Below are 24604 nucleotides of genomic sequence, written 5' to 3' on the forward strand. Positions count from 1 at the left end.
AAATAGCTGATTATCAGCGATTTGAATATATTATAATTTCTTGACAATCAACGATTTGCGACAAACGGGCTGTTAACGCCCATTTTTAGGGATGATTTTGCGACAAATCGGCGAAATATGGACTCATTTATTGGAATTAGATTCAAAAAGGAAACTGCAAAACGTTTCCAAACGTTCTCACGCACTTACTTCAAATCGCACACCGAGGCGATGGCTACAATGCTCGATTTTTTCTTCTACAACGAAATCTCGCCAAAGGAAAAATTAGGACCGACTGGTCGAACTATCGAAGCCAAACTTTTAAAAAGAATCAATGCGGTTATTGCCATAATGCGAGACGTAGAAAAGACACAAACCAAACCTACGGTGGCTATGATTCAATCACTTTTTGAAACAGAAGAACCAGAAAAAAAACCGCTGATATTGGAAAAGAAATATGCGGAAGAAAAGAAAGAAGTGCGCTTTCGCGAAAAGCGAAACTTAAAGAACGAACTCTAATTTTTGAGCTATGTATATTACAATCACACCCCAAAAATTAGGGCCAAATTATTCTCAGAGTTCAGCCGATTTTGTTGGCTATTTAGAGAAAGAAAACGAAGGTTTAGAACAACAGGATATGGAACACTTTTTCAATCAATATGGCGACGAGATTTCCTCTGAAGAAGTGGTAAAAGAAATTGATGGAAACACAGCAAAATTGAAAAAGAAAGAACCTAAATTTTATTCGATAACGGTTAGTCCATCCAAATACGAATTGAGAAAATTACAGAACAATAGCCAAGATTTAAAAACATATACTCGTGAGCTAATGAAAAATTATGTTGCCAGTTTCAATCGAGAAATCAATGGGCGACTTATAACCATAGATGACATAAAGTATTACGCCAAAATTGAACATCAAAGAACTTTTAAGGGTACGGATTTTCAGATAAAAGAAAACCAACCATTTGCTTCAAAAATATTACAACTCAAAACGGATATTCGAAATATTCAAGAAGGACGAGCTGAAGGGAATATCAAAAAAGTAGAAAAGGAAATTGCCAAACTGGAACGCCAAGCGCCACATCAACAAAATGGAAAACGGATAGTTCAGGGAATGCCAAAGGCAGGAAACCAAAGCCACATTCATATCATCGTGAGCAGAAAAGATGCTTCAAATTCGGTCAGTCTTTCCCCAGGAAGTAAACACAAAGCTTCGGAAGTTGAGATGCACGGAAAAAAAATAAAGCGTGGTTTTGATAGAGATACCTTTTTCGCGAAAGCGGAAAAAACATTTGATAAGACGTTTGGATATAAGCGCAATTACGCAGAGACCTACAAAGCTAAAAAGACCTTTGTAAAGAACCCAAACCTATATTTTTCAGCCTTGATGAAGCTGCCAGCCAATGAAAAAGCATTAGCTTTTAAAATAATTACCAAATCAGGATTGCCCATAGTGCCAACCATTCCCGTAAGTCAGGCACAAATAGCACTTCGTGTTTTTAAGCGATTGAGACGTGGCGCAGAAGTGGCCATAAAATCGAGTTCCATCGGAATCTAATGATTATGCAGATAGATAATCTTATAACGATACTTTCAATTATTGGTCTAGCCAGTATGGTTTGCTATGTGATGTTTCGGATAAGTCGATATGCTTTCCTCATTAATTTTCTCGTGCTTTGTGCGGTGGTGTTTTATTTAAACAAGGACAACGCATTGACTCTTATTGCCCTCTATTTAGTTTGTCCTCTCATATTAATTAATATAGGAATGTATGTGTTCTTGCACAAAACAGATAATCCAAGAAATGGCGATAGCGAATACCAAGTCAACTTTGCCACCACCAAAGGTATTTTTAGATTGGATAATATTAAACGTGGTGCATCCATCATCGGTTCTGCAGGAAGTGGAAAAACAGAAAGTGTAGTTTATGGATTTTTGAAACACTTTCGTGAAAACAAATTCTGCGGAATCATACACGATTACAAAGACTTTGAGCTGACCGAAATGGCATATCCACTTTTTAGGGAAAGCGATATACCGTTTAAGGTCATTTCCTTCGACAAAATCATCCATAGGGTAAATCCTATTGCGCCTCGCTATTTAGAGAATGAGGAAAGCGTAAACGAGGTGTCGAGGGTATTGATTGAAAATCTTTTAGAACAAAGAGAAAGCGGAACCACCGGAACGACAAAATTCTTTAACGACGCAGCCGAAGGATTAATTGGCGGATTGATTTGGAAACTGAAAACAGATTATCCGGAATTTTGCACCTTGCCACATCTCATTGCGATTTATCAATTTCTTGATACCAAAAGCTTGATTCAGTTTCTGGAAAGCAATACGACATCAAGGGCAATGGCGGATGCTTTTATAAGCGGAAAGGATTCCGATAGACAAACCGCAGGTGTAAAAAGCACCTTGGCAAATGCGCTGAAACGAATTAGTACACAACGTATATTTATGGCTTTGTCCGCAGACGAAGTACCGCTAAATATAAATAGTGCTGAAAATCCCTGCGTAATTTCGATTGTGAACAACCCAAAATTCGAAACTTCGTATTCACCAGTAATCGCTACAATTATACACACTATTACAAAGCAAATGAGCGTGCGTAATTCAAAACCATCATTCTTGCTTATGGAAGAAGCACCAACCATTCGTTTATTGAATATGCATCGAATTCCTGCAACATTGAGAAGCTATAATATTTCTACGATTTATGTGATGCAGGATAAAATTCAGAATGATATGATGTATGGCGATAAGGCAAGCAAGGCGATATTGAGCAATCTGTCTTACCAATTCTTCGGAAAGGTAAACGACCCAGATACTGCTAAATATTACGAACGTTTTTTTGAAATCATCAAAGACCCGACAAAAAGTATAAGTCGAGGACATAACCTTGATTTTGATACTCGCATTACTACGGGCGAAAAAGAAATTCCAAAGATTCGGGCGGATGTGTTTTTCAGGTTGAAACAGGGCGAGTTTATTACGTATGCAGATGGGAAGGATAAGAAAGTGCAGTTTAAGTTAGCCGACATTCAAAGGGAACTTCCTAATGGAACCAATCAATTTTCTCAGGTTGATTTAACCGCTAATTTTGAGAGGGTTTATGAGGAAGCGAGGTCGATATTTAATTAGTATTGAGGTGGTACAATAGGTAGTGTAATGGGTGGTGTAATAGATTTTGAAAAAGAACTTTATTTCAAAAATCGGTTTTTGATTTAATAACAAAACCTAGTTTACATAGCGAATCCATAAATATGGAAATATTCCATATAATAGTAAAACTTCAATTATCAAAATCTCAAAATCATTTGTACCTTTGGAATTAATTTAGTATGTAACTAATTATCAGATATTTTGGACAACTTTCGATATGATTGATTTTGATATAATAGAAAATTTAGGCTTGGACAAGGCCATATCTGTTACTTCGGAATCTAATCAAATTTCTGAAAGTCAGTTAGTTGTAATCAATCAAGTAAAAGATTTTGGTATTGATGAAATTTATTTCAGTACCGATGAAAACCATAACAGTTACCCTGCGGTTTTTCTAAAAAGAGTTCAAAAATTTGATGACAGAGCTCTTCATCAAGTGGCACTTGCCCAAAAAAAAATCTGGAACTTCAAAAAGGTAATTTTTTTATACGTTTATTCGGAAACTGAAATTCGTATTTACAATTGTGCAGAGAAACCTCTTTTGATTAAATCAGATGATTTTGATTATAAGAAGGAGCTTAAAACACTTGAAATTGAGTCTTATAAGTTCACGGATAAACCAAACTCAAACAACTTCAAAATCTTTTTTCTACCATTGCTATTGATACAGGCATCATATGGACATTAGAAGAAGCGTTTGAGATTAGAAAGAAGATAAGCCTTCAACGAAGGGTCGATAAATATCTCGTGGAGAGCCTTACTTATACTGCCAAACAATTACAGGCAGAAGGATTAGAAATAAATCTTATCCATAAAATAATTATGCGTTCTCTATTTCTTTTGTATTTAGAAGATAGGGGTGCAACTGATGAAAAATTCTATTCTGAAATAAAAAACGGTGCAAAGTCTTATTTCGACATTTTGGACGATGCAGATAAAACATATTCCCTTTTTCAGAAACTGGAAGAATATTTCAACGGTAATGTTTTTACCGTAGACAGCAATGAATCAATCTCTAGAGAGCATCTACAAATCATTCGAAAGTGTTTTATTAACGGCAATGATAACTCATTTCAGCAGAATCTTTTTGAAGATTTACGTCTGTTCGATTTCAGCATTATTCAAATAGAATTGTTGAGTGAAATCTATGAAAATTTCCTTGCCGAAATAAATCCTACTTTAAAACAAGATACAGGTACATACTACACACCGCCTTCTTTAGTTGAACTCATATTAAACGAAAAATTACCAATATCTAGGACAGAAAAGAATTCTAATGTTAAGATATTAGACCCAACTTGTGGCTCGGGTATTTTTTTGGTGGAAAGTTTTAAACGTTTGGTCAAGCGTCACGAAAATGCCAACTCAGAAAAACTTACGGACTTTAATAAACTGAAGAAGTTACTAACGGATAATATATTTGGCGTAGAGATACACCCTCAATCCATAAAGGTAGCAGCATTTAGTCTTTATTTAGCTTTGGTAGACAACTTAAATCCTAAAACGATTTGGCAGAATAAGGACTATCGTTTACCTTATTTGATAAACGACCCTTCGGACGATACTTTAGTAGAACAGGGTAATAATTTATTCCGTAGCGATACCATTCAGGAAAATCCAGAGGTAGAACAAATCGATTTTGATTTGGTGGTAGGAAACCCACCTTTTGGTACAAAAAATTTATCGCAAACTATTCGGGATTACAGCGATAAACACGGTTTCGCTAAGGAGATGGTTCTTCCATTTCTACATAAGGCCACAAAATTCTCTGAAAATGGAGAAATTGCGTTGATTTTCAATACCAAAATACTCACAAATACCAAAATAACATATCAGAATTTTAGAAAGTGGCTTTTTAATGAATGCTATGTAGTGAAGATATATAATTTCTCGATTTTAAGAAATGCCCCTAAAAATTTTGGAGGTCAATTGTTTGGTTCGGCTACTGGTCCAATAAGTGTTGTTTTTTATCAAAAAAAATCACCCAAAAAGAAATCAAACACCATTGTTTATTATGCGCCTAAAACCTTTATCAAATCAAATGTAATTGAAGGAGTAAGCATCGATAGCTCAGATTTAAAGTTTCTACCACGCGAAGAATGTGAAAAGCAAGATACCAAAATTTGGAAAGTGGCAATGTGGGGCGGGTTGTCTGACTTTAGACTGATAGAAAAATTGAATTCTAAAAACTACCAGACTATTGAGCAATTTAACAAAACACATAGTATTGAATCAGGCGTTGGCTTTCAACTTTTAACCCAAAAGAAAGATGAACCCAGGCATTCTGATGTATTATCTGAGTTACCTTATTTAGACGCTAGTTCAATAGAAAGATTTTATACGCAAAGTTCGAGGTTGAAAGGCATAAAAGATTCAGTTAAAACACCCAAATCAAAATCTTTTTATAAAGCGTTTTACAATGTAAATGATATTAATGAGATAGAAAAATTTTCCCATTTCAGGCGTCTAGGAGATATTCAGGCATTTGTAAATACCCATATAGTTGTTAAAAAAGGATTAGAAAAGAATAGTGTTTGCTCATCATTAATCGATGTAGATTGTTCCTTTAGAGATGGGGTTTATGGTTTTTATTCGAGCAAAAATGACAATTCCATTCTCAAAGTCTTAAACTCATATTTCAATTCCAAGTTGAGTAGTTATTTCTTGTTTATGACTATTTCTTCTTATGGTATAGAAAGAGAGCAGATTATGAAGAACGAATACCTTTCAATTCCTATTAGTTTGAAGGAATCTGAGATTTCTAAAATTCTGAAGTTGTCTGAAAATTTTATCAAGAAAATTAAAGGTTTGGATTTTTGGAATATTGAAGAAAAGCGAAACCAATTGATAACTACTTTCAGCGAATCTGTTGAGGGAATTATTAATAAAAGCTTTGGATTGAATGAAGATGAGATTAATCTATTAAATGATGGATTAGAGTACAGTTTGGATTTATTCCATTCAAAAGCTAAATCAGAGGCTTTGAATCCCGTTCGCAATATTGAAGATTATTCTAAAAAGATTAGTGGCAAGTTGAATCAATTTTTAAATGGTCAAAATCTATTTGCAAATGCCACGGTATTTGAGACAAGTCATTTTTCGCCTCTATTGTTAATGAAAATTTCATTCGAAGAAAGTGAAAAAGAAGTTTTAAAATCTCAAGAGGATGTAACCCAAGAATTACAAAAACTAGATAAGCATTTATGGACAAAAAAAAGTACGAACATCTATTTCAGAAAAAAATTAAATTATAAAACAGGCAACGAGATTTTTATTGTTCGTCCCAATCAGAAGAGATTCTGGACTCAATCGATGGCGATTGAAGATGCATCAGAATTAATTCTGGAAATCCTTAATGAAGTATAGTAAATGGGATTAAACAAAGTAATAGTTGCCAGCTTCAAAAGAGGCTTTGAAGAAAAATGTTTTAAACTGATAACAGAATCTTATGTTTCGGCTATGGAAACCAAGGTCATCAAACTAAACTGGGATGAAAATGACATCACCTCAGAATTGCACGAACACATTAAGGAAAACCCCCTAAGATTAAAGTGGAGCATAGTTACGAATGTTGAGCAACATTTACCAAAAGATGATGTAGTAAAGGAAAAAGGCTTTGCGGCGAAACTACCAAGAATAGACCTTCGATTGGTAACCATAAGCTCATCCTTAGAGTATGAATATCATATGGAAGCCAAAAACCTCAAGGAAAAAGATTCTGGTTTAAAGCGACGTTATATTGATACTGGAATTAACAACTTTATGTCAAAGAAATATGAGAACGGATGCCTGCTAGGTTATAATCTAGAAGGCGCCTTACATAAGACAGTTTACGGAATAAATAAATTATTAAAGAAAGATAAAAGAGAAACAGAGTATCTAAAAGAACAGGAAAATCATTTACACAATAAGTACTACGAATCGAAGCATCCAGATGATTTTACTATTAAACACTTTATGTTTGATTTTACTTCTTTGAATAGTGCATAAAAAAGTTTAGAAGTTCCACATATTTTGGAACACTAATGGTAAAGAGAGTTTTAGTTTTTCAGATAAATTCCTTAGAATGACTTTTACTGCTAAAGAAACTACTGTTGAAGAAGGTGGTCAAATAGGTGGTGTAATGGGTGGTCTAAAAGGTGGTCAAATGGGTGGTCAAATCGAAAAAACTATAGATGCTATTTCGGAATTAACCCTTAGACAAAAGCAAGTACTGAAATTAATAGCCGCAGATAACCGTATAAGCCGCTCAGGAATAGCAGAAGTCCTGCATATCAATGAATCCGCAATTCAAAAGCATCTAAATAACTTAAAAGATGCTGGATACATCAAGCGTCAAGGGGGTACAAGAGGTTATTGGGAAGTTAACCTTGATGAAAATTAAAAACCATTCTAAAAAGGTCCTTTATCACGGGGCCCATTGTGAGTAACCTTCCAGACATTATTTTCTTTTATAAGCTTGAAAATACTTGGTTTAGCGTCATATGTTGTTGTGTATTTTATCCAAACGATTTCACCAACAACGGCTTCATCTATGACTTTAAAATCTGAGGGTGAGTTCTTGTCCTCTTGAAGAAGCTCTTGAATACTTGCAAGATTTGTATATCCTTCGGCAGTAGTATATTTTTTAAGCGTATGCATATCTCCGTGATAAAAGCTTTCGGCTACGACTTTTGCAGTCTCAGCTGGGGAGAGTGTCTCAGTCTCAGTGCAGGATATGAGGAGTAATACGATGGATATAGTGGCGAGTGTTTTCATAATGTCTTAGTTAGGATTATTTATAAATCTGTGTGATATGTTGAGTTCTATATTTCGTTCTCCATTACTTTCGTTTAGTTCTAAAATTGCCCGTTTATCATCACTTATCGAAAATTTTGGGATAACATAAGCGAGCTGAGCTGTTTCTCCTGCTCTAATTCTGGATGGTATTTTATACTTGAAAATAGGTTCTAACTGTATTTTTTGCAATGACTTTTTCTTTCCTTTCTGTCTTGTTTTTATGGAGAATCTTAAGAAGTTTAAGTCATAATCTAAACTGGATTTATTTTCAATGTTTATGATTAAGTAAAGTTCATCTTTGTTAAATACAATATTTTCTACGCGCAGCTCAATATTTTCAAAGCGTGATTTTATTCTGCCTATTTTCTGATTTCTCCCTAAAAGATAAGAGCAGAATTTTTTATAGTAAAATATATTAGTGTCAACCTCAATTTCAGAATGAGATTTATCTGCAATTTTAGTTGTCGCCGGTTTCTCATTACCTATACTTTCTGAAATAGGTACAAAATAATTGAGCTTATCAAGGTTGACCTTATACTTTACAATATACGAAAAAACTGAGCCATTACTATTGATAATCAGTAGATTACTCTCTTTTCCAGGCTTTGCTTGTAGTAAGCCAAAGTACTGCTCTTTCTCACGATTATAGGTAAATACAAAATTATCTGAACCTGTAATTCCCTGACGTATAGGCTTGGGAAAAAAGAGAGCGACATTCTTAAATTCATTAGCATAAATGGTATCTAGTGGTTGGGCTGGTTGCGCTTTCGCGAAAGCGTAAAAGCCAAGAAGCAAAATGAGTATCGTGGTTTTCATATGGTGGGTTTTAGAATTAGTTTGTAATTGTTGAGTACTATGATTTTTACATTTCGATTCTTCTGCTTTAACAGGTTGGTAATGCCACCCACTTGTGGAACGGACGGGATATTAATATCCTGTAAAACATCATCTACTACCTCGTTTGTCACCTCTGCGCGGAAATTATTTTCTACATAAATGCCTTCACTACCATCTTGCAGGTCATAAGCTTTTAAACTAGTAGGGGTGTGATTTATATTTTCAATTGTAATAAGCGCTCTATTGGGTTGAAAGCTAATGAATCCATAAATGGATGTGTTTTTTGCTATGGCCTTGTTATTAATAGTAGCTTCTTTAGTGAGCCGCATACGTAATCGAGAGTTAGGTTTTACAACTTGATTACCATCTACAGTCACGTAGATGTTTGAATCTGTGTGGCCCAGATTCTTTAAATCGTTAGGCATAGGAGCAGCGGCAAAAAAGAGTTGGTGTTCTAGCCCAAGTTCTTTAGCTTCAATTTTTAGTTCTCTTTTAAATTCTGAACTGTCAATCATTGGATTAATGGTAGGTTTTATACTACTCTTAAGATTATGATAGGATTTGTCCGAATATGTGATGCGACCAGCATTATAAATACTATCTACAATACGCTCTTTTTCCTTTTCTGGAAGATCTGGGTCATAGAACCCTAAAGAGTCAATAAGTTTCTCATCATAAATACTTGGAGCGTTGTTCTCTCGCACTTTTTTTAAATCATTAATAGCGTCCAGCTTAGAAGTGTATTCTTTTTGATCATCGCTTATAGCGGGCACAAGGTATTGGTCAAGATTCTCTGCATCAGTATCATCATCTCCCATTAATAGCATTGAGTACGAGATAAGAAATATGAAGATGACGGCAAGCACTGAAGCAAATACGATTTTGTTCTTTTCAATTTTCATCATTTATCTTTTTTAGAGTGTTTTCAAAGTAGTCAGTAATCAGAAGTCCGTGAGGATTGTTTGGAAAATTGCGATTTACAACAATGAGGGACCCAGTGGTTGAGAGTTCATAGGTATCTACAATGGTTCCGCGATTAATTTCAAAGATGGTAGTGGTAATAAATGAATAATAGCCTTCGCGCTCTTTAAGTTGAGAATCAATGCTTAATACTTTTTGAACTAAGGAATATTGTAGCAATCTGTTATAAACGCCGTCAGATTTCTTTTGCCTGTAAACGTTATCTACTGAACTATTTCCTAGCCACAAGGCCTTTTCTAAATTGGTCTCATAATTACTAGCGTCTATGTTATAGAAGTAGCGATGAAAGAGTTCTAAGTGCGCCAGAGCTTCATCTTGAAAGTTTGCTTTTTGGGTAACTAGTTTGAGTGGTATGATGCTCCCATCTGTATTAATAGCAAATGCATTGTTGAGTGCTTTCTCATTTGTGTTGTACGCCATCCATAACGAAAAGGAGCTTGATGCTAGTGAACAAATGATGACGCTCAAAACAATTATACGATTGAGTTTTAATACTGTAGTTATATTCTTATAGGGTGTTTTCATAGTTGAATAGATTTAATTGCTGAATAGCCTGAGAGTAAAAGAAGTGGCGCGCTTATACAGCTTGAATTTTAGAAAAACAATAAATCCAACAGATCCTAATTGAACAACCGGAGCAAAGAAGCCCTGACCCGCATCTGTACCAAATAGATTACTCCAGAAATTTGTATTGATTTCTGTATAAATAGCATTCACAAAAACATTTACTAGGAAGAAAGCAGGAACGAGCATATAGACTGCGGCATAGAGTTTAAAAAAATTATAAGCGAGGGATCTGAACTTTTCAAAAACAGCAAGACTTATGACCAATGGAAAAAAAGCCTGCATTATGCCTAAAAGAAAAAAGCGTTCTGCAAGAAATAATGGATATATAAAAATATCAATTATCCATAAAATCATACCGCCGATGAACGCTAACATCTTAAATCCGTAAAGCGGAGTTACTAGAAGCTCATAGAGCAGTGTCATTGCATTTTTTGCGGCATCAATTAAACTTATATCTTCTTCTATAGGAATTTCTTGCATTTGTAATGGGAGCAAGGCTGGAGCTGTACTGCGGTATTGTCCTTCTACAGCCACGAGTATGGAATCAAAGAACCCTAGTACTTGCGTCGAAAATATTACCAAAATGACAATAGCAAAATTCTTAGCTAGCTCTCCTGGGCTTAATCCCCACGAATACCCATCCTTGTCAGCAATACCTTCATTATACTTCTTTAAAATATTCACTAGAAAGAAAAGTACAGCAAGCGTTTTCATCCCTGCAATAGTGTATTGCGAGAAGCTACTATTTTGAATGGTTTGAAAAACTGCATCCACATATTCTAGCCCGAAACCTAAAAGAAGTATAGTGGTCATATTAATATCCTGTTTCGCGATTATTAATTTTGTCCTGCATCTTTCTAAAGGAAATGATATCTTGATAGCGTTTGGTTTTTACTGTAATGTTAGAGACCATTTCCTTAGATTCAATTTCTTTTTGTTTAAGAATCTCAGCTCGGTCGGCATCAGTCATTTTTAAGAAGTCACTAGAGAGGATTTGATCGATAAAATCCATTGTATCTAAAGAGTTTTCTAAAATAGAATTAAAGGAATTCGACACTCTTAATATCTCATCGGATTTTATGTAAGGTGAATTCAAAATATCGTATAGGTCATCTTGCATTACATTGATCAACTGTTGGTTATTGCTATTAATTTCCTCAACTGCTTTTAACTGTCGGATAACATTGGAGACTTTTTCGATACTTTCTTTAGCTTCCTTCATAAATTTAACAGACTTAATAAGTTGGTTTGTCTGTTTTGCAGATTCTACAAGCGACTTCACTAAACTTATAAAGTTAGTGTTGTCATATACCGGAGCTCCTTGAGCCTGAGTGTTTAAGCTGAATATAACAGCGATTGCGATTGTGATAATTTTTGATTTCATAATATTATGTATTAGATGTGAATTCTTTAATTGCCAGTTCCATATCATTGGTTCTTTCATAAAAGGTCATTATGGCTTCGTTTTCCGTACCATCAGTGAGATATGCTGCATACACTTCTTTTGGAACTTCAAGGCGGAAAATGTTACTTTCTTTCCCAATCTTGATAAACATCTCTGTATACTTCCGAGGACCCGAAAGGTTGTTTCTAATCGACTTTAACTGATTGAGATCGTGACTTGAGAGGTTAAGCCGTTTGACCAGTTCGTCATATCCCTTTTCATTATTAAGGCTGTAGACTACTTGTGTGTTTTCCAGAATACTAGCGGATGTTGAATTGTCTGGTAGTTGATTAATGGATTGGAGAATAATGCCAATCGCTCCATTTTGTTTACGTATCGCCTGGTAGTAGAATTCTACACTTTCGAGCACGTTGTCAAACTTCAATTGCTTTGCAAACTCATCGAAGAGGATGATTCCTTTTTCTGCTCGATTCTTCCAGATGGTGCGTTGAATTGCAGATTTTATGAGCTTCAACATTACAGAAAGTATTTCTTTGTTATCTTTTACTTCATCCAGCTCAAAAACAATAAGTCGCTTGTCTTCTATCTTATAGGTTTGGTCTTCACTTATCTCAAATAAGAAGCTGTATAGACCATCGCCAACATACTCCGACATTACGTGCAAGAAGCCCGTAACGTTGAAGTAGTCAGGATGGATTTTTAAATCTTTGAGTAGGGTAGTTTGATTATTTTCAATAAAACTATAGAAGCCATCGAGGGAATGGTTATCTGCTTTGCTTTCATAATAGTAGCGTAAGATCTTTTTGACAGATACTGACTGTGCCTTTGTAACTTTTAAATCTGAAGCAAATAGTTCAAATAGGAAAATAGATAGATCTTCCAAACGCTCTGGCGAGAGGTCACGTTTGTGGCTAATGTAAAATGGATTGATTCCTAAGTTTTTTCCACTCTCATATCTGAGGACGGTGTATTGTTCTGCATAGAGCTTTGCAAATTTGGTATACGAGCCTCCTAGATCAATAATGACTAAACGTACGCCGCTCTCGAAATACTGTCGTAGTATATTATTAGCCAGAAAGGATTTCCCTTCTCCAGTAGGAGCGAAAATGGCAAAATTCCTTGCTTTGATTCGCTTTTTACGTTCATCCCAGACATCTTTTAATACAGGAATGTTGTATTGTCTATCGTTAAAGATGATACCAGTTTCGTCAGATTTGTAGTTTGTATTATTTATGAATAGACACAAAGCGTGCTTTAAGTCTGTCACATACATATCTGCATTTGAGAAGTTAGAAGAGAAGCAGCAGTAGCTATTTAGAATGTAATTCTTCCGTTCTTCTCCACGTGGGTAATAAGGAATAATATCAAGCTCCTTGAACTCTGTTTTGATTCGAGAACCTATTTGTGTGAGGTTCTCTGGATTTTTATCCCAATAAATAACATTCAGATGACCGCGAATAATTCTGGCATTATCATCTGCATTTATTTGGCTCAGGATATGTTCTATTTTTCCTAAGACTACTTTATTCTGTGATCCGAAGTTTGAACTTTTGTTAAGCTCCTCTACTTTTTTATCTAGTAACTTTCGCCATTTTTGTTTGTCGTCTAGATATAGAATTTGATTAACAATGTGATTCTCATTAAGCGTAAGCCCTAAACCATCAATAAACCCTTGATGAAACACAAAATCGTCAGATGTGAATTTCTCATTGGTCTTGCTACTCTGTACACTTTCGCCAAAGCACAGTTCGCTATTGATGGCCAGGGCATCAAAATAGTTTTCGCCTATATTGACGCTTTTCTTTTCGAGTAGGATATCAGTATCAAAGCCTTCATTGAAACCATTGAAATAGGTGTTTGTTAGTTCCTGTATCTCTTTCGCTTTAAGCGAAATAAAATTCATCTTTCTACTATTATTAATGAATGATATAGAATCATTTACGGCTCCTATAAATCTGGAAACGGTGTTGTCCATTTTTTGAACAACTCCCTTACTTGTCTTTTTTAAGGGGTTGACATATTTTGCATTGTTCAAAGATTTGTTCTTCGTAAGAATGAAGTATATAAGGCAGCGATGTCTCATATACTCACGCCCTTTAAAGTGCTCGTGAGTTGCTTTTTCTAAAAAAGTAGTATTAGGTAATTGGCTAGCGGTATATTCTTTCTTTAGGTAGATATCTTGTTTATGGACTACTGTGCCAATAGGTAATGACTTAAGTGCTTGAAACCAGGACCCGTGCATATCTTCAAAATCTTTTTCAGAGAGCGAGTAGATCTCAGGGAGGATTCCTTCATAGCACAATACGACGTTGCCATTATTAGCAAAGATGATATTGTCTTGAATATCTATGATAGGGTTGTATGCAGAAAAATCAATCTTCTTCATAATCTAGGAATGAGGTTTTCTTGTTGCTAATAATTAGAGGGAAGGAATTGCCCAGTTGGAAAAGCTGAGGGTTGCTGTTAATGCGACCTAGAGCTACGTACAATGCAGAATTAAAAATCATAGTGCCTATGACTGTAGGAAAGCTGAATGAGAAAATTATAACAAGTAGTGATGCTAGTATGGAGACCATCATTAGTGCAAAGAGGGAAATGGGCAATCCAAAGATGACTGCCCGTTTTCTAATGTTCTTGTAAATCTCAAAGCGCTTCATTATACAACGATGCTTATGAGATAAGTGAAGATGCCTACAACAGCTCCTGCAATAAGTACAAAGACAAGTACCCTAGTAATCCCTTTCTTTAAATCTGCATTTTCTCCAAAGAAGTGTCCTGCATTAAATAGAAACCCTATTAAGAAGATTACGCCGAGTAAAATCGGAAAGATGGTTCTTATAGTATCTCCTACATCATTTACGGAGTCTTCAATTCCTCCTATTTGAGCAAAGAGTGATGTCGATAGCAACGAGAGAGATGTTGCGAGATAGATAGATTTTTTCATAACGTAATGCTTTAGATTTTAAGTTCATTTTCGTTACTATAAATTTACATATATTTGATTTTAATTAACTGAAAATCAATATTTTATATATAAAATAAATTTTAAATTCAATTGTATCTATTTGAGTTTAAATGAGTTTAAAATTTATTTATTTTGAGAATTATTTGAACGATAACGAGAGAAATAGAAATGAAAAAAGTGTTCAAAAACGTCAGTTTTATGTTTTTACTACTTCAGTTTTGTGTTGTTTTCGCTCAAGGCGAAAGGATTAAAAAACGAATTGTAATTGATCCTGGACACGGTGGTTTTGATTCTGGAGCAGTTGGAATAAATGGAGTGCTTGAAAAGGATATTGTGTTATCAATTGCTGAAGAAATAATCGCGCTTAATAATAAGTCTGGGGAGCCACTTGAAATTTATTTGACCAGATATAGTGATACACTTATTTCATTGTCAAATAGAACGAGACTCGCTAGGACTCTAAAAGCTGATTTGTTCTTGTCCTTGCATTGTAACCATTCAGATAATCCAAATGCGCGTGGTGTAGAGGTTTATGTTTCTATAAAGAAATCCAAATATGCTGTTGATGCAACTTGGGTTGCGTATGAATTGCAGAGAGTTTTTAAAAGGGAATTAGGGTTTGAGAGTAGGGGAGTAAAGTTTGGTGATTTTTTGGTGTTGAGGGAAAGTGCGGACTATTGTCCGATTGTACTTTTAGAATTGGGGTTTTTGAGTAATGAGAATGAAGTAGCTTTTTATTCTATAGAAGAAAACAAACTTTCAGTTGCCATATCAATTTTTGGTTTTTTTAGAAAATAAAATTTAAAATTATGAGCGAATTATTTTTAGAAATTCTTAAATGTATAAAAGCATTAATATTTTGGTACTACAAAGAAATTATTCTTCTGATTAAAAAGTAGAATCTATTTTTTGATATCAGAGTTTTTTATTTGTCACGGACTAGGAGGGTGTCCTTGTAATCTGTTTGAATATTATTATAAAAATATTCAGACAGAGTTTAAGTTACACTCCCTTGATTGAAGATAAAATATGGGATTATATATTTTGGCTTATTTAGTTTCACGCATTTGTTAATAAAGTATCAAAACATCTGATATTCAATAGGTAAATTTCTTACTTGATGGAATATTTTTACAATGAATTATAAGTAAACTATATCTATGAGTCAGAAAACAATACTTACTGATGTCCAATTTCATTTTTTCTCTTTAAAATTTAAACCACTTGCAAATGTTCGTGATAGTTATACGTCAGGTGGTATTTGTAAAGAGGTTATATTACATCTCACCAATATCAAGAAGCACGGGGAGGCTATACTTTGCGATAGAAATGAAAAGAGAACTAAAAAAAGTTCTAGGGAGGTGTTTATTTCATCAGCAAGTTTTGACTATAATGAGAGAAGGGCGAAAATGACTATGGCCCTTATAAGAAAAGGTAAAAGACCAAAATTAATGCAGAAAGGAACTTTTAAACTGAAAAGCATTAAAGATTTAGGTGATATTGTAGAAGTCACGCACTTTTTCATAGATATAAGTGGAGATAATAATGTTATCTGTACTGAGAGAAATCCAAATGGACCAAATATTCACGACATAACTTATTATTTACAAAAAATCGCCAAAGTCGATTTGAGTCTAGCAAGAACTACTGAATTGATTGTTCCGAATACAGGAACTATTGAAAATTCAATGGATAAAATCAAAAATGTCTTGAAGTTTGATGTTAAGATTAGACCTTCAAACCTAGATTTTATTGAAAGTAAGTTTAAAAATAATTATTTCAGTGGTTTTGAGATTTTGTCAAAAATTTACTCTCCTGAAGCTTTTAGAATTGAAGCTTTTTTTAAGAAAAATGGTCGGAAATTGATAAAAAGGAAGGAGAATAAGATCGCTACAAGTATGTTTAAAGAAGCTCTTTCAATTTTTAATTCAGATCCAGAACAGACTGAGTTTTATGAAAATTTTGATGTGGTATATGAAGATGCAAAAGGAATTGAAGATACCTTCAGTCTTTTAAAAGATAAATATATTATAACTTATAAAATTGAAGCTGATAAGGATTTATCTTTGAAAGAGAGTTATGCTTATATAAGTAAAGATATAACTGATTTTGTTAATAGAAATGAAAACTAAAATTTTAAATTTATACTTTAGATTTCCACTTGTAATAGATTATTTCTTTGCTGGGTTAGTTTCTTGTGTATTATTTATATTAATTGAGTATTCCAATTTTTTAATATTCAACAAACAAAATGCAAATGAATTGCTTTCAGACCTTGCAAATATAAGTTTGACGAGTACAGGATTTATTTTGACTATACTTACTGTCTTAATTACATTTAAAGCCAGTAGTGTGAGAAAAGTTAAAATTTCTGAATATACAGCCCCGCTAGATTTATTCTTTGAAACACCAATGTATCAGGAGACAACCAAACACTTAAAAAATTGTATAAAATCTCTGCTTTTTATATCAATTGGATCATACTTTGTTAAGATTTTTCAATTGAATGATATTTTTATACTTGTTTTAGCTGGGTTCATCTTAACCATATTAGCATTGACGCTATTTCGTTGTATAATTATTTTGAATAATATCTTGAAACTTCAGATTAAGAGGAAGCCTTAATATTTTATTTAGAGCTTATGTTTATCCTTTAAATATAAAATTTTGAATTCACTTCCTCTTATCCCCAGCCCTTTCATCAAAGGCTATTAAATTAAATAACTCTCTCATCCGGCTACGTACACGATTTCCGTAGCGGTCTTCGAGTTCTTGAGCATTTAGATTTGTAGTAGCGTGGGTTTTTATTTTATGCTTAGTATTAAGGTATAAATCGTATCGAGAAAGAAGTACCTCTCCCATTACGTTTAAATCTTTACCATAAAAACGTCCAGCGGGTTCTACTCCTAAGTCGTCAAAACAATAAAATTTAGTATTCCCGTAATCCTCTATGGTTTTAAATCCTAAGTGATTAAACCCAAATGCCACATTTCTGCAAGGGATCATTTCATAAGGTCTCTGGAAAGGAACAATGTACCTGAGTAATTTCATTAGGCTGGTTTTACCACATCCCACAGGTCCGGATAGTAAAATTCCTTTATTAATATCTATTTCATAAGCGTCACAGTTTTTTTTATCCTTGATAAAATACGAGCACAGCTGCATTAAAATACGCCTATCTTCATTATAAATCCTGAATTTCTCACCAAAAAGTAGTTTACCTTTTACATTCAGATAATCCAAAATTTTTGGAAAGTCATAAACAACACTTTTACCATCAAATTTTCCAAGTGAGTATTCTACACCACCTTCAATAATTTTAGAGGGGTTGTCCATAATCTTTCTTTTTAGTAGTCCGCAAGTTGTCTGTGATTTGGGACCCTTGCTTTTTATTTGACCTGTTTTCTTTTTCAAATAGTTCTGTCCTATCCATCCAATTTACGGCGAGTGAGCGCCAGTCACGTATGGACTCTCCATCACCTGTTTTCCATTCTCGTTGAGAATAATGCTCATAAAATTTCTTTGCTTCATCAGCATCAAAGCCTCTTTCTTGAAAAAATAGAATAAGTGCCTGACTGCCCTTTGGCTGTTTAGTTAAGTTTTCTTGTTTAGTAATGTTTGTATTAGATACCAGAGCTTGTCCATTTTTGGGATGGCTCCCGCACAGAACTTGTTCAATATTGGGATGGTGCGGTACTATATGAGGTACATTTGTGGGATGGTACTGTTCAGCAAGTTGTTCTAGTATAGGATTGTACTGTCCCGTCACTGTCTCATCAGTTGGACTTAAAATGGCCATCTTCAACTTGCTGCCTTTGTATGGATTGTTCGATGGGAAATAAAACAGATAGTTCCAGGAGTCTAGGTTTGTGATACATCTGTGATATGTGGATTTAGAACCTATCTTTGCAGCGCGCATTATGTGTAGTCTGCTCACATAAAATTCATTTGCAAAACGACTACTATTCCATTCTTGGAAAAGTGCCATATATAAACTTATGTGCGATGGATTGAGGCGGTCATCATCGTAGAACTTTTCAAAAGCCGCATTGAGGAGCCTTATATAATTCATAGTTTAACTTTTTGAATTTGAAGCTACCCGGTTTGCCTTCATTACTTTTTCAATTTCACTCACCTCATAAAAAATTATTCCTCCTACCATTGTAAAAGGGATTATACCATTTGATCTAAATCGTTGTAAGGTTGCGTGACTAATCCTGAGCATTTTTTTAACATCACCAGATTTTATATATCTGTTGGAGAGTGAGGTGGGACTTTGAGCAATGAGGTATTTAATGTCCTCTAGCAAATCCATTTTGAATTCTCTTAAATCATCCGATGTAATAATTGTAGCAGGCATAATTAATATAATTTATGGCTATTAGGTAAGATTATATAAGAGTATAATTCTTTACTTTATTAGCCTGTTAGAACTTAATTACTACAAATTTGTATCTAAAAAGTTAGTTTAAGTCACAAGTTGAACCCGACTACTGAAAAATAATATTGGATAGTTTATTAGGTGATTATTACAAATTTGACTTGAAATTATGCTTTCGCGAAAGCTTATTTAGTAGAAAATCCCTCTTAAGATCAAAAAGCAGAAGATTGACCGAGTACGGAAATGAAACTTTATTCCTCAGAGCTGTCCATTTGAGAAATTAGGCTAGCTGAAAGGTTATCTAAAAATTTTGTACGGCTATTTTTACGAGCTTTAATTTCGGAATATGTCTTGTAAAAATCGCCTAGTTCATATTTGAAGATTTTTGAAAATACTGCTGCGATATCCTTTATCTCAATATTACCATTATTAATTATACGACCTGTATAAAGCGCATATATTAATTCAGTAAGAGCTGCTTTAGAACCTGTCCATTCCAGTTGTTGCAAGTTTTTCCCTATCAATGTGTCAATTTTGCTTGTAGAAAGGAGCTCCTGTTTATAATCGAGAATAAAATCAATATACTTTTGATATGCTGTTAATTTACTGAGGACTAAATCCCGTGCGGTTGAAAAGATAGGATCTTTGTAATATGGTTCTGAATTTTCAAAGTTAACAACCGATGAAGATCTTGTAAAATAGTAGGTGTCTAAATCAAAGCGATTTAAGCGGATATAATTGTCAAATTCTCGATGTGTAGTGAAAAATTCGTTTATTAAAGTAAGCTTATTATTGCAATATGAGAGTTGAGCGTCCTTACTGCTTTTTGGCTTGTTGAAATAAAAATTTTTAAGGCTTACTTGAAAGACCAACTCAGTTTGAGGAATTTGCTTTTGTTGTTTAAAAAATATTATTTCATCCTCTTTTGATTTAAAAGCAAATTTGTCAACATATCTTCTTAGTAGATTTAGGTAATTCTGACATAAATCAATCGTTGCAATCACCTCGTGCAATGGATCATTCTCTAAATCTTTCTTTTGATTTAGTTCATTCTGAAATTTACTTAAAATGGAAGTAATAGACACTTTTGATTGGTTTGAGTATAAATTAGTCCAATTGAGGCTATAATTTATCTTTCAAAAGTCAGTTCATCAACTAATTTATAAATCTCGGGTATATTCGATATCGTTTTTTAAGTATTCAGTACAAACAGTTACTTGATGTTCATTGAAATTTCTATTTTGAATCATTAAGTGATTTTTGTACAAAGTTCTGAATGTCAAAAAATTATAGTAATTTTAAGGAGTTATACAACTAAAGCTTGTTCTCCGAGCAAAACAATTATTTTCTTCACATAGGTTGTTAGTTGCATAAAACTAAGGGTGACTGTTTATGTTCAATGTACGATTGACCATCTTAACTTTATTTCTTAGTCCTACGGTCTACCTTTTAGGACAAAATCCAAATGTCATAATTCCAGACTCTTTAAAAACTAGGTCTTTTGAGTTGCTAATGAGTAACTTTTGGGATGAATATGAAAATACCTTAACAGCCGAAACTATTGCTGCTGCTTATAATCAAAAAGCTAGGGGATCAAATAATAAGCTCGAACTGGTAAGATCTTTCGATCTCTTAGCAAGACTTTACACAGAAGAAACTAACATAACATATGCAGACAGTATATTACTATATTCAGCAGATTTGGAGAGTAGTTCATACCCTAGCGTTGGATATTCGCTAAAAGGTTACAATTATTACTCGCTTGGAGATTACGAAAAAGCACTTGATAATTATCTTAAGGCTTACGATTCTGCAAAAGAGAAGGGGAATGAATATCAGCTTATAGAGATAACTCAAGTCATAGGAGCATTAAAAAATAGATGGGGAAATTATGAGGAGGCTCTCGAAATTTATAAAGAACACTATGGACTTCTTAAATCGCTAGATAAGGCAGGTACAGATTATCGAGAAGATTATTTAATCACTTTATACAATTTATCGTTATCGTACCAGAGAAATAAAAAATTTGATTCTTCTTCAATATATATTCAAAAAGGAATCGAAGAATCCTTAGAAGGTAGAGATTCATTATTTCTGATAGACTTTCGACACGCAGAGGCTGTGAATCTATATTTGACATCAGATTTTGTTGCTGCGCAGGATGCCTTTTTGAACTTAACATCTAACGCTAACGACACTTTTAAAGAATCTATAACAAACTATTATTTAGGACAAATGGCTTTTAAAGCAAATAATGCTACACTTGGAATAGAATATTATCAGAAAGTTGACTCCGTATTTAAAATTAATAATGAGGAGTATCCTGAATTACGTAATGTATATGAGTCTCTTGTTACATATTTCCGTCAGAAAAGTATGCCTGCTAAGGAGTTAGATTATATAAGACAGCTTCTTAAAGTAGATAGTTCATTAGCTAGAAATAGGGAATACCTCAATCAAACAATTATAAAAAAATATGAAACACCTGAACTTATAGAGGATCAAAAAAATCTTATCGAAGAACTTAATGGAAAAAACAAACGTACTTCTAGAATGACTTACGCATTTGGTGCTAGCTTGATAATTCTTTTTATACCCTTGGTCTACTTTTATCGAAGAAGTATAGTAAACGCCCGAAGATTTAAAGAGCTTCAATCTAAACGAGAACAACATAGTGAAGAAATTTCTTCACATAAAAACTTGATTACCGACGAAATAGAAATTTTAATTATCCAAAAGCTTGAAAAATTTGAAGCAAATCTCGGATTTACAGATGAAGATTTATCCCTTAATAGACTAGCAAAGGAAATAGGTTCCAATTCTACTTACGTTTCACGAGTTATAAATGATACAAAAGGAAAGAATTTTTCTAACTACATAAATGATCTTAGAATAGAGCATATTTTAAAGAGATTAGACGAAGAAACAATTTTAATTAATTATAAAATTCAATCTCTCGGTGAAGAAGTAGGTTTTAAAAATAGTGAAGCTTTTTCAAAAGCATTTTTCAAGTACACTCAGATAAAACCTTCCTTTTATCTCAAAAAGCTTAGAGAACAACAGAATATAAGAAACACGTAATTTATAAATAACGACTTCACCTTCAGTTAATTGAGTTGATATAAGTTTATAATAGTATAAATTACATCAAATTAATCTTAACACAATTTATTATGAAAACAACTTCAATTAATGATTTTAAGGACAAAGAAATCAAAAACACAGCTACAATTTCAGGAGGAACTGGCGGCGATGGTACGATAGATAAAGATAAAATCAAACCACCTAAGCACGGTACTGGACAATGATTATTCATAATCAAAAGGCGCATTTCATAATATTAAAAGTATTGGTGGAGTGCGTTTTAACTTCTAAGAATTATGCCCTTGCAATTGTGTTCTTTGCTGCCTCTTGTCAAACTCAAGAGGTCACTTTGAAATACCCAAAGGCGCCTAAAACCAATTCAACTACTTCATACTTCTCAGAAACTATTTCAGACCCGTATCAAGTTTTAGAAAATGAAAGCGATTCTATAGTTGATATATGGTATCAGAAACAAAATCAGCTAGCAAATAATATTCTAGATAAAGTTTCTGGTAGGAAAAAAATGCTAGCTACTTTTTTAGAGTATGATGATAGAGTTACAAACGTTATTCTAGATAATAAAATAACTTCAAATGGGAATCATTTTTATCTTAAAAGGGGTAAGAACGAAAATATCGCAAGCCTTTATTTCAAGAAGAACTATGACAGTGAGGAAGTTTTACTTTATGACCCAAAAATATATAATACTGAAGTTGAAAATAGTGTGATTAGCTATTTTAAACCTTCTTGGAATGGAGAAAAAGTAGCAATAGCAGTTACCAATTCTGGAAAAGAGATTTCAGATGTTATTATTTTAACAGTAAGCGATCAATCCATTGCTCCACAAGTGATACCTAGGGCTAGACCTGAATCTTTTTTAGGAATATCGTGGTTACCTGACAATTCAGGATTTACTTTCTTGCAATTTGGCAACAGTGAAGCAGAACTCAATCTCAGTGTTTTATATAAACTTGGAGAGCCAGTAGAGAACGTTAAGCCTATTTTCGGAACCGGAGTTCAAAGCAATATTACTATCGCCTCTACAGGGGTCTATCCAATCACAAAAATCTTTAACAAGACTGATCCTTATGTAATTGGATATATAGCAACAGTAGAGAACTTTTGGGACGCTTATGTTGCTGATATGGATGACTTTATAAACGGAACTCCAAAGTGGACAAAATTCCACTCAAAAGCTGAGAGGCTCTTTACGGATTCTGGGAGATTTATAGGCGATAATTATATTATTAAAAGTGATAGAGATTTCGATTCAAATGCTCTTTATGAGATTGATCTCAAAAATTTAGCTTTCGCGAAAGCAAAACTTATCTGTACCCCACCGAATAACGAAATCTTACAAAATTTTGTAATTAAGAAGGATGCAATTTACTACACTACAACCAACAATGGTGTATCCACAAAATTGTACAAATGCAAAAATGGTAAAAGCGAAATAATTTACTTGCCAAATGACGCGGGTACAATTTATCTTCTAGATAATCCTGCAGATGACTCATCTCTCTATGTCAGTCTTTCAGGTTGGACTATGAATAATCAACGCTATTTATATAATTTAAAGAGTGAAGAGTTTGTTCTAATGCCACTAAGTACAAGAGCTGAGTATCCAGAGTTTAGTAAGATAATATCAAAAGAAATTGAATATGAATCGCACGATGGGGTTTTAGTTCCATTATCGATAATTTATGATAAGAATATAGTATTGGATAAATCTAATCCAACCTTATTTTATGGCTACGGCTCCTATGGAACCTCAATAGAACCATTTTATTCCACTACGTTTCTACACTGGATAAAAGAAGGTGGAATTTTATGTATTCCTCACGTGCGCGGTGGCGGTGAAAAAGGAGAGCAGTGGCATCAGGACGGAATGATGAATAAGAAAGAAAATACTTGGAAAGATTTAATTGCAAGCGCTGAGTATATGATTGATAAAAACTATACTTCTGCTGAGAAAATTGCAATATATAGTTCAAGTGCTGGTGGCATAATGATAGGGAAAGCTGTTACAGATCGACCCGAATTGTTTGCTGTGGCGATTGCAGAAGTGCCCATAATGAATCCTATAAGAAGTGAGGCTAGAAAAGGAGGTGGAGGATCTAATATGCTTGAGTATGGGTCTATAAGCGATTCTATTCAGACTAAAGGATTAATTAAAATGGACCCATATTTAAGTTTGAAATCGGATGTAGAGTATCCGGCCTTTCTATTAACAGCAGGTGAAAATGATCCAAGGGTTCCAAAATGGATGCCTGGGAAATTTGCCGCACGAGCTCAAGAATACTCATCTTCACCAAGACCAATTCTATTCAGAATTGATAGTGACTCAGGGCACGGTACAGTAGATGAAAAACTCAAGTATTACCAAGAATATGTAGATGTATTTTCTTTTGCTTTTTGGCAAACTGGTCATAAGGATTTCTTCTTAAAAGACTAAAAG

25 protein-coding genes are annotated in these 24604 nt (G+C 33.9%); 13 read left to right on the forward strand and 12 right to left on the reverse strand.

Going from position 1 to position 24604, the window contains the following annotated elements; translation table 11 throughout:
• Positions 1-117 precede the first annotated feature (117 nt).
• The 7 genes from ACFO5T_RS05865 to ACFO5T_RS05895 all read left to right on the forward strand — a co-directional run bounded on the left by ACFO5T_RS05865 (position 118) and on the right by ACFO5T_RS05895 (position 7531).
• On the forward strand, positions 118-498 hold the full coding sequence (locus ACFO5T_RS05865) for a BfmA/BtgA family mobilization protein (RefSeq protein WP_380032784.1): 381 nt from the start codon (positions 118-120) through the stop codon (positions 496-498).
• A 10-nt stretch (positions 499-508) separates the two neighbouring features.
• Positions 509-1540 carry a MobB family relaxase gene (gene mobB, locus ACFO5T_RS05870; protein WP_380032786.1) on the forward strand — a complete coding sequence of 344 codons (1032 nt, stop codon included), beginning with the start codon at positions 509-511 and terminating at the stop codon, positions 1538-1540.
• A gap of 5 nt (positions 1541-1545) precedes the next feature.
• Entirely contained in the window at positions 1546-3126 is a 1581-nt protein-coding gene (locus tag ACFO5T_RS05875) for a type IV secretory system conjugative DNA transfer family protein (protein ID WP_380032788.1), read from the forward strand.
• A gap of 238 nt (positions 3127-3364) precedes the next feature.
• Positions 3365-3835, forward strand: coding sequence for a hypothetical protein (locus ACFO5T_RS05880; protein ID WP_380032790.1), 471 nt, complete (start codon positions 3365-3367; stop codon positions 3833-3835).
• A gap of 59 nt (positions 3836-3894) precedes the next feature.
• Positions 3895-6513, forward strand: coding sequence for an HsdM family class I SAM-dependent methyltransferase (locus tag ACFO5T_RS05885; protein ID WP_380032792.1), 2619 nt, complete (start codon positions 3895-3897; stop codon positions 6511-6513).
• Between the two features lie 3 nt (positions 6514-6516).
• Positions 6517-7137 carry a hypothetical protein gene (locus tag ACFO5T_RS05890; protein WP_380032793.1) on the forward strand — a complete coding sequence of 207 codons (621 nt, stop codon included), beginning with the start codon at positions 6517-6519 and terminating at the stop codon, positions 7135-7137.
• Between the two features lie 76 nt (positions 7138-7213).
• A complete protein-coding gene (locus tag ACFO5T_RS05895; RefSeq protein WP_380032795.1) occupies positions 7214-7531 on the forward strand; it encodes a winged helix-turn-helix domain-containing protein in 318 nt (105 codons plus the stop codon).
• 8 nt (positions 7532-7539) lie between these two features.
• Here the strand turns inward: ACFO5T_RS05895 and ACFO5T_RS05900 are convergent, their stop codons facing one another.
• Genes ACFO5T_RS05900 through ACFO5T_RS05930 form a run of 7 tightly spaced genes read right to left on the reverse strand, consistent with a single transcriptional unit; the run spans position 7540 to position 14102 of the window.
• Positions 7540-7905: a hypothetical protein gene (locus ACFO5T_RS05900; RefSeq protein ID WP_380032797.1), complete on the reverse strand. Its 366-nt coding sequence runs from the start codon at positions 7903-7905 to the stop codon at positions 7540-7542.
• A 6-nt stretch (positions 7906-7911) separates the two neighbouring features.
• Positions 7912-8742, reverse strand: a complete 831-nt coding sequence (locus tag ACFO5T_RS05905) for a DUF4138 domain-containing protein (protein WP_380032799.1) — start codon at positions 8740-8742, stop codon at positions 7912-7914.
• The gene (gene traM, locus ACFO5T_RS05910) at positions 8739-9665 is read right to left on the reverse strand and encodes a conjugative transposon protein TraM (RefSeq protein ID WP_380032986.1); all 927 of its coding nucleotides are present in this window, start codon (positions 9663-9665) and stop codon (positions 8739-8741) included. The genes ACFO5T_RS05905 and traM overlap by 4 nt, the downstream gene beginning before the upstream one ends.
• On the reverse strand, positions 9655-10269 hold the full coding sequence (locus ACFO5T_RS05915) for a conjugal transfer protein TraK (protein WP_380032801.1): 615 nt from the start codon (positions 10267-10269) through the stop codon (positions 9655-9657). Before ACFO5T_RS05915 ends, traM begins: the two co-directional genes overlap by 11 nt.
• A 12-nt stretch (positions 10270-10281) precedes the next feature.
• Positions 10282-11124, reverse strand: coding sequence for a hypothetical protein (locus ACFO5T_RS05920; protein ID WP_380032803.1), 843 nt, complete (start codon positions 11122-11124; stop codon positions 10282-10284).
• A 1-nt stretch (position 11125) separates the two neighbouring features.
• Positions 11126-11695, reverse strand: a complete 570-nt coding sequence (locus ACFO5T_RS05925) for a conjugal transfer protein (RefSeq protein ID WP_380032805.1) — start codon at positions 11693-11695, stop codon at positions 11126-11128.
• Between the two features lie 4 nt (positions 11696-11699).
• Positions 11700-14102: a TraG family conjugative transposon ATPase gene (locus ACFO5T_RS05930; protein ID WP_380032807.1), complete on the reverse strand. Its 2403-nt coding sequence runs from the start codon at positions 14100-14102 to the stop codon at positions 11700-11702.
• An 80-nt stretch (positions 14103-14182) separates the two neighbouring features.
• Here ACFO5T_RS05930 and ACFO5T_RS05935 point away from each other — a divergent pair, with 80 nt between their 5' ends.
• Entirely contained in the window at positions 14183-14356 is a 174-nt protein-coding gene (locus ACFO5T_RS05935; RefSeq protein WP_380032809.1) for a hypothetical protein, read from the forward strand.
• Positions 14357-14372: 16 nt separating this feature from the next.
• Here the strand turns inward: ACFO5T_RS05935 and ACFO5T_RS05940 are convergent, their stop codons facing one another.
• Complete coding sequence (locus tag ACFO5T_RS05940) at positions 14373-14660, reverse strand: hypothetical protein (RefSeq protein ID WP_380032811.1); 288 nt, start codon at positions 14658-14660, stop codon at positions 14373-14375.
• Positions 14661-14879: 219 nt separating this feature from the next.
• Here ACFO5T_RS05940 and ACFO5T_RS05945 point away from each other — a divergent pair, with 219 nt between their 5' ends.
• Both ACFO5T_RS05945 and ACFO5T_RS05950 read left to right on the forward strand, forming a co-directional pair.
• Complete coding sequence (locus ACFO5T_RS05945) at positions 14880-15479, forward strand: N-acetylmuramoyl-L-alanine amidase family protein (RefSeq protein ID WP_380032813.1); 600 nt, start codon at positions 14880-14882, stop codon at positions 15477-15479.
• Between the two features lie 362 nt (positions 15480-15841).
• Positions 15842-16813, forward strand: coding sequence for a hypothetical protein (locus ACFO5T_RS05950; protein ID WP_380032815.1), 972 nt, complete (start codon positions 15842-15844; stop codon positions 16811-16813).
• A gap of 541 nt (positions 16814-17354) precedes the next feature.
• On the opposite strand, the gene ACFO5T_RS05955 is transcribed toward ACFO5T_RS05950, so the two are convergent.
• From ACFO5T_RS05955 to ACFO5T_RS05970, 4 genes are all read right to left on the reverse strand, one after another.
• On the reverse strand, positions 17355-18017 hold the full coding sequence (locus ACFO5T_RS05955; RefSeq protein WP_380032817.1) for an ATPase: 663 nt from the start codon (positions 18015-18017) through the stop codon (positions 17355-17357).
• Positions 18001-18753: a hypothetical protein gene (locus tag ACFO5T_RS05960; protein ID WP_380032819.1), complete on the reverse strand. Its 753-nt coding sequence runs from the start codon at positions 18751-18753 to the stop codon at positions 18001-18003. The genes ACFO5T_RS05955 and ACFO5T_RS05960 overlap by 17 nt, the downstream gene beginning before the upstream one ends.
• 3 nt (positions 18754-18756) lie before the next feature.
• Positions 18757-19041 (reverse strand): helix-turn-helix domain-containing protein, encoded by a 285-nt coding sequence (locus ACFO5T_RS05965; RefSeq protein ID WP_380032821.1) that lies wholly within the window; start codon positions 19039-19041, stop codon positions 18757-18759.
• A 272-nt stretch (positions 19042-19313) separates the two neighbouring features.
• The gene (locus ACFO5T_RS05970; protein ID WP_380032823.1) at positions 19314-20147 is read right to left on the reverse strand and encodes an RteC domain-containing protein; all 834 of its coding nucleotides are present in this window, start codon (positions 20145-20147) and stop codon (positions 19314-19316) included.
• Between the two features lie 307 nt (positions 20148-20454).
• Here ACFO5T_RS05970 and ACFO5T_RS05975 point away from each other — a divergent pair, with 307 nt between their 5' ends.
• From ACFO5T_RS05975 to ACFO5T_RS05985, 3 genes are all read left to right on the forward strand, one after another.
• A complete protein-coding gene (locus ACFO5T_RS05975) occupies positions 20455-22143 on the forward strand; it encodes a tetratricopeptide repeat protein (protein WP_380032825.1) in 1689 nt (562 codons plus the stop codon).
• A gap of 92 nt (positions 22144-22235) precedes the next feature.
• Positions 22236-22370, forward strand: coding sequence for a hypothetical protein (locus tag ACFO5T_RS05980; RefSeq protein WP_380032827.1), 135 nt, complete (start codon positions 22236-22238; stop codon positions 22368-22370).
• Positions 22367-24601, forward strand: a complete 2235-nt coding sequence (locus ACFO5T_RS05985; protein WP_380032829.1) for a prolyl oligopeptidase family serine peptidase — start codon at positions 22367-22369, stop codon at positions 24599-24601. The genes ACFO5T_RS05980 and ACFO5T_RS05985 overlap by 4 nt, the downstream gene beginning before the upstream one ends.
• Positions 24602-24604 lie beyond the last annotated feature (3 nt).

The sequence above is a fragment of the Dokdonia genika genome, from assembly GCF_042652845.1.
Lineage (GTDB): Bacteria > Bacteroidota > Bacteroidia > Flavobacteriales > Flavobacteriaceae > Dokdonia > Dokdonia donghaensis.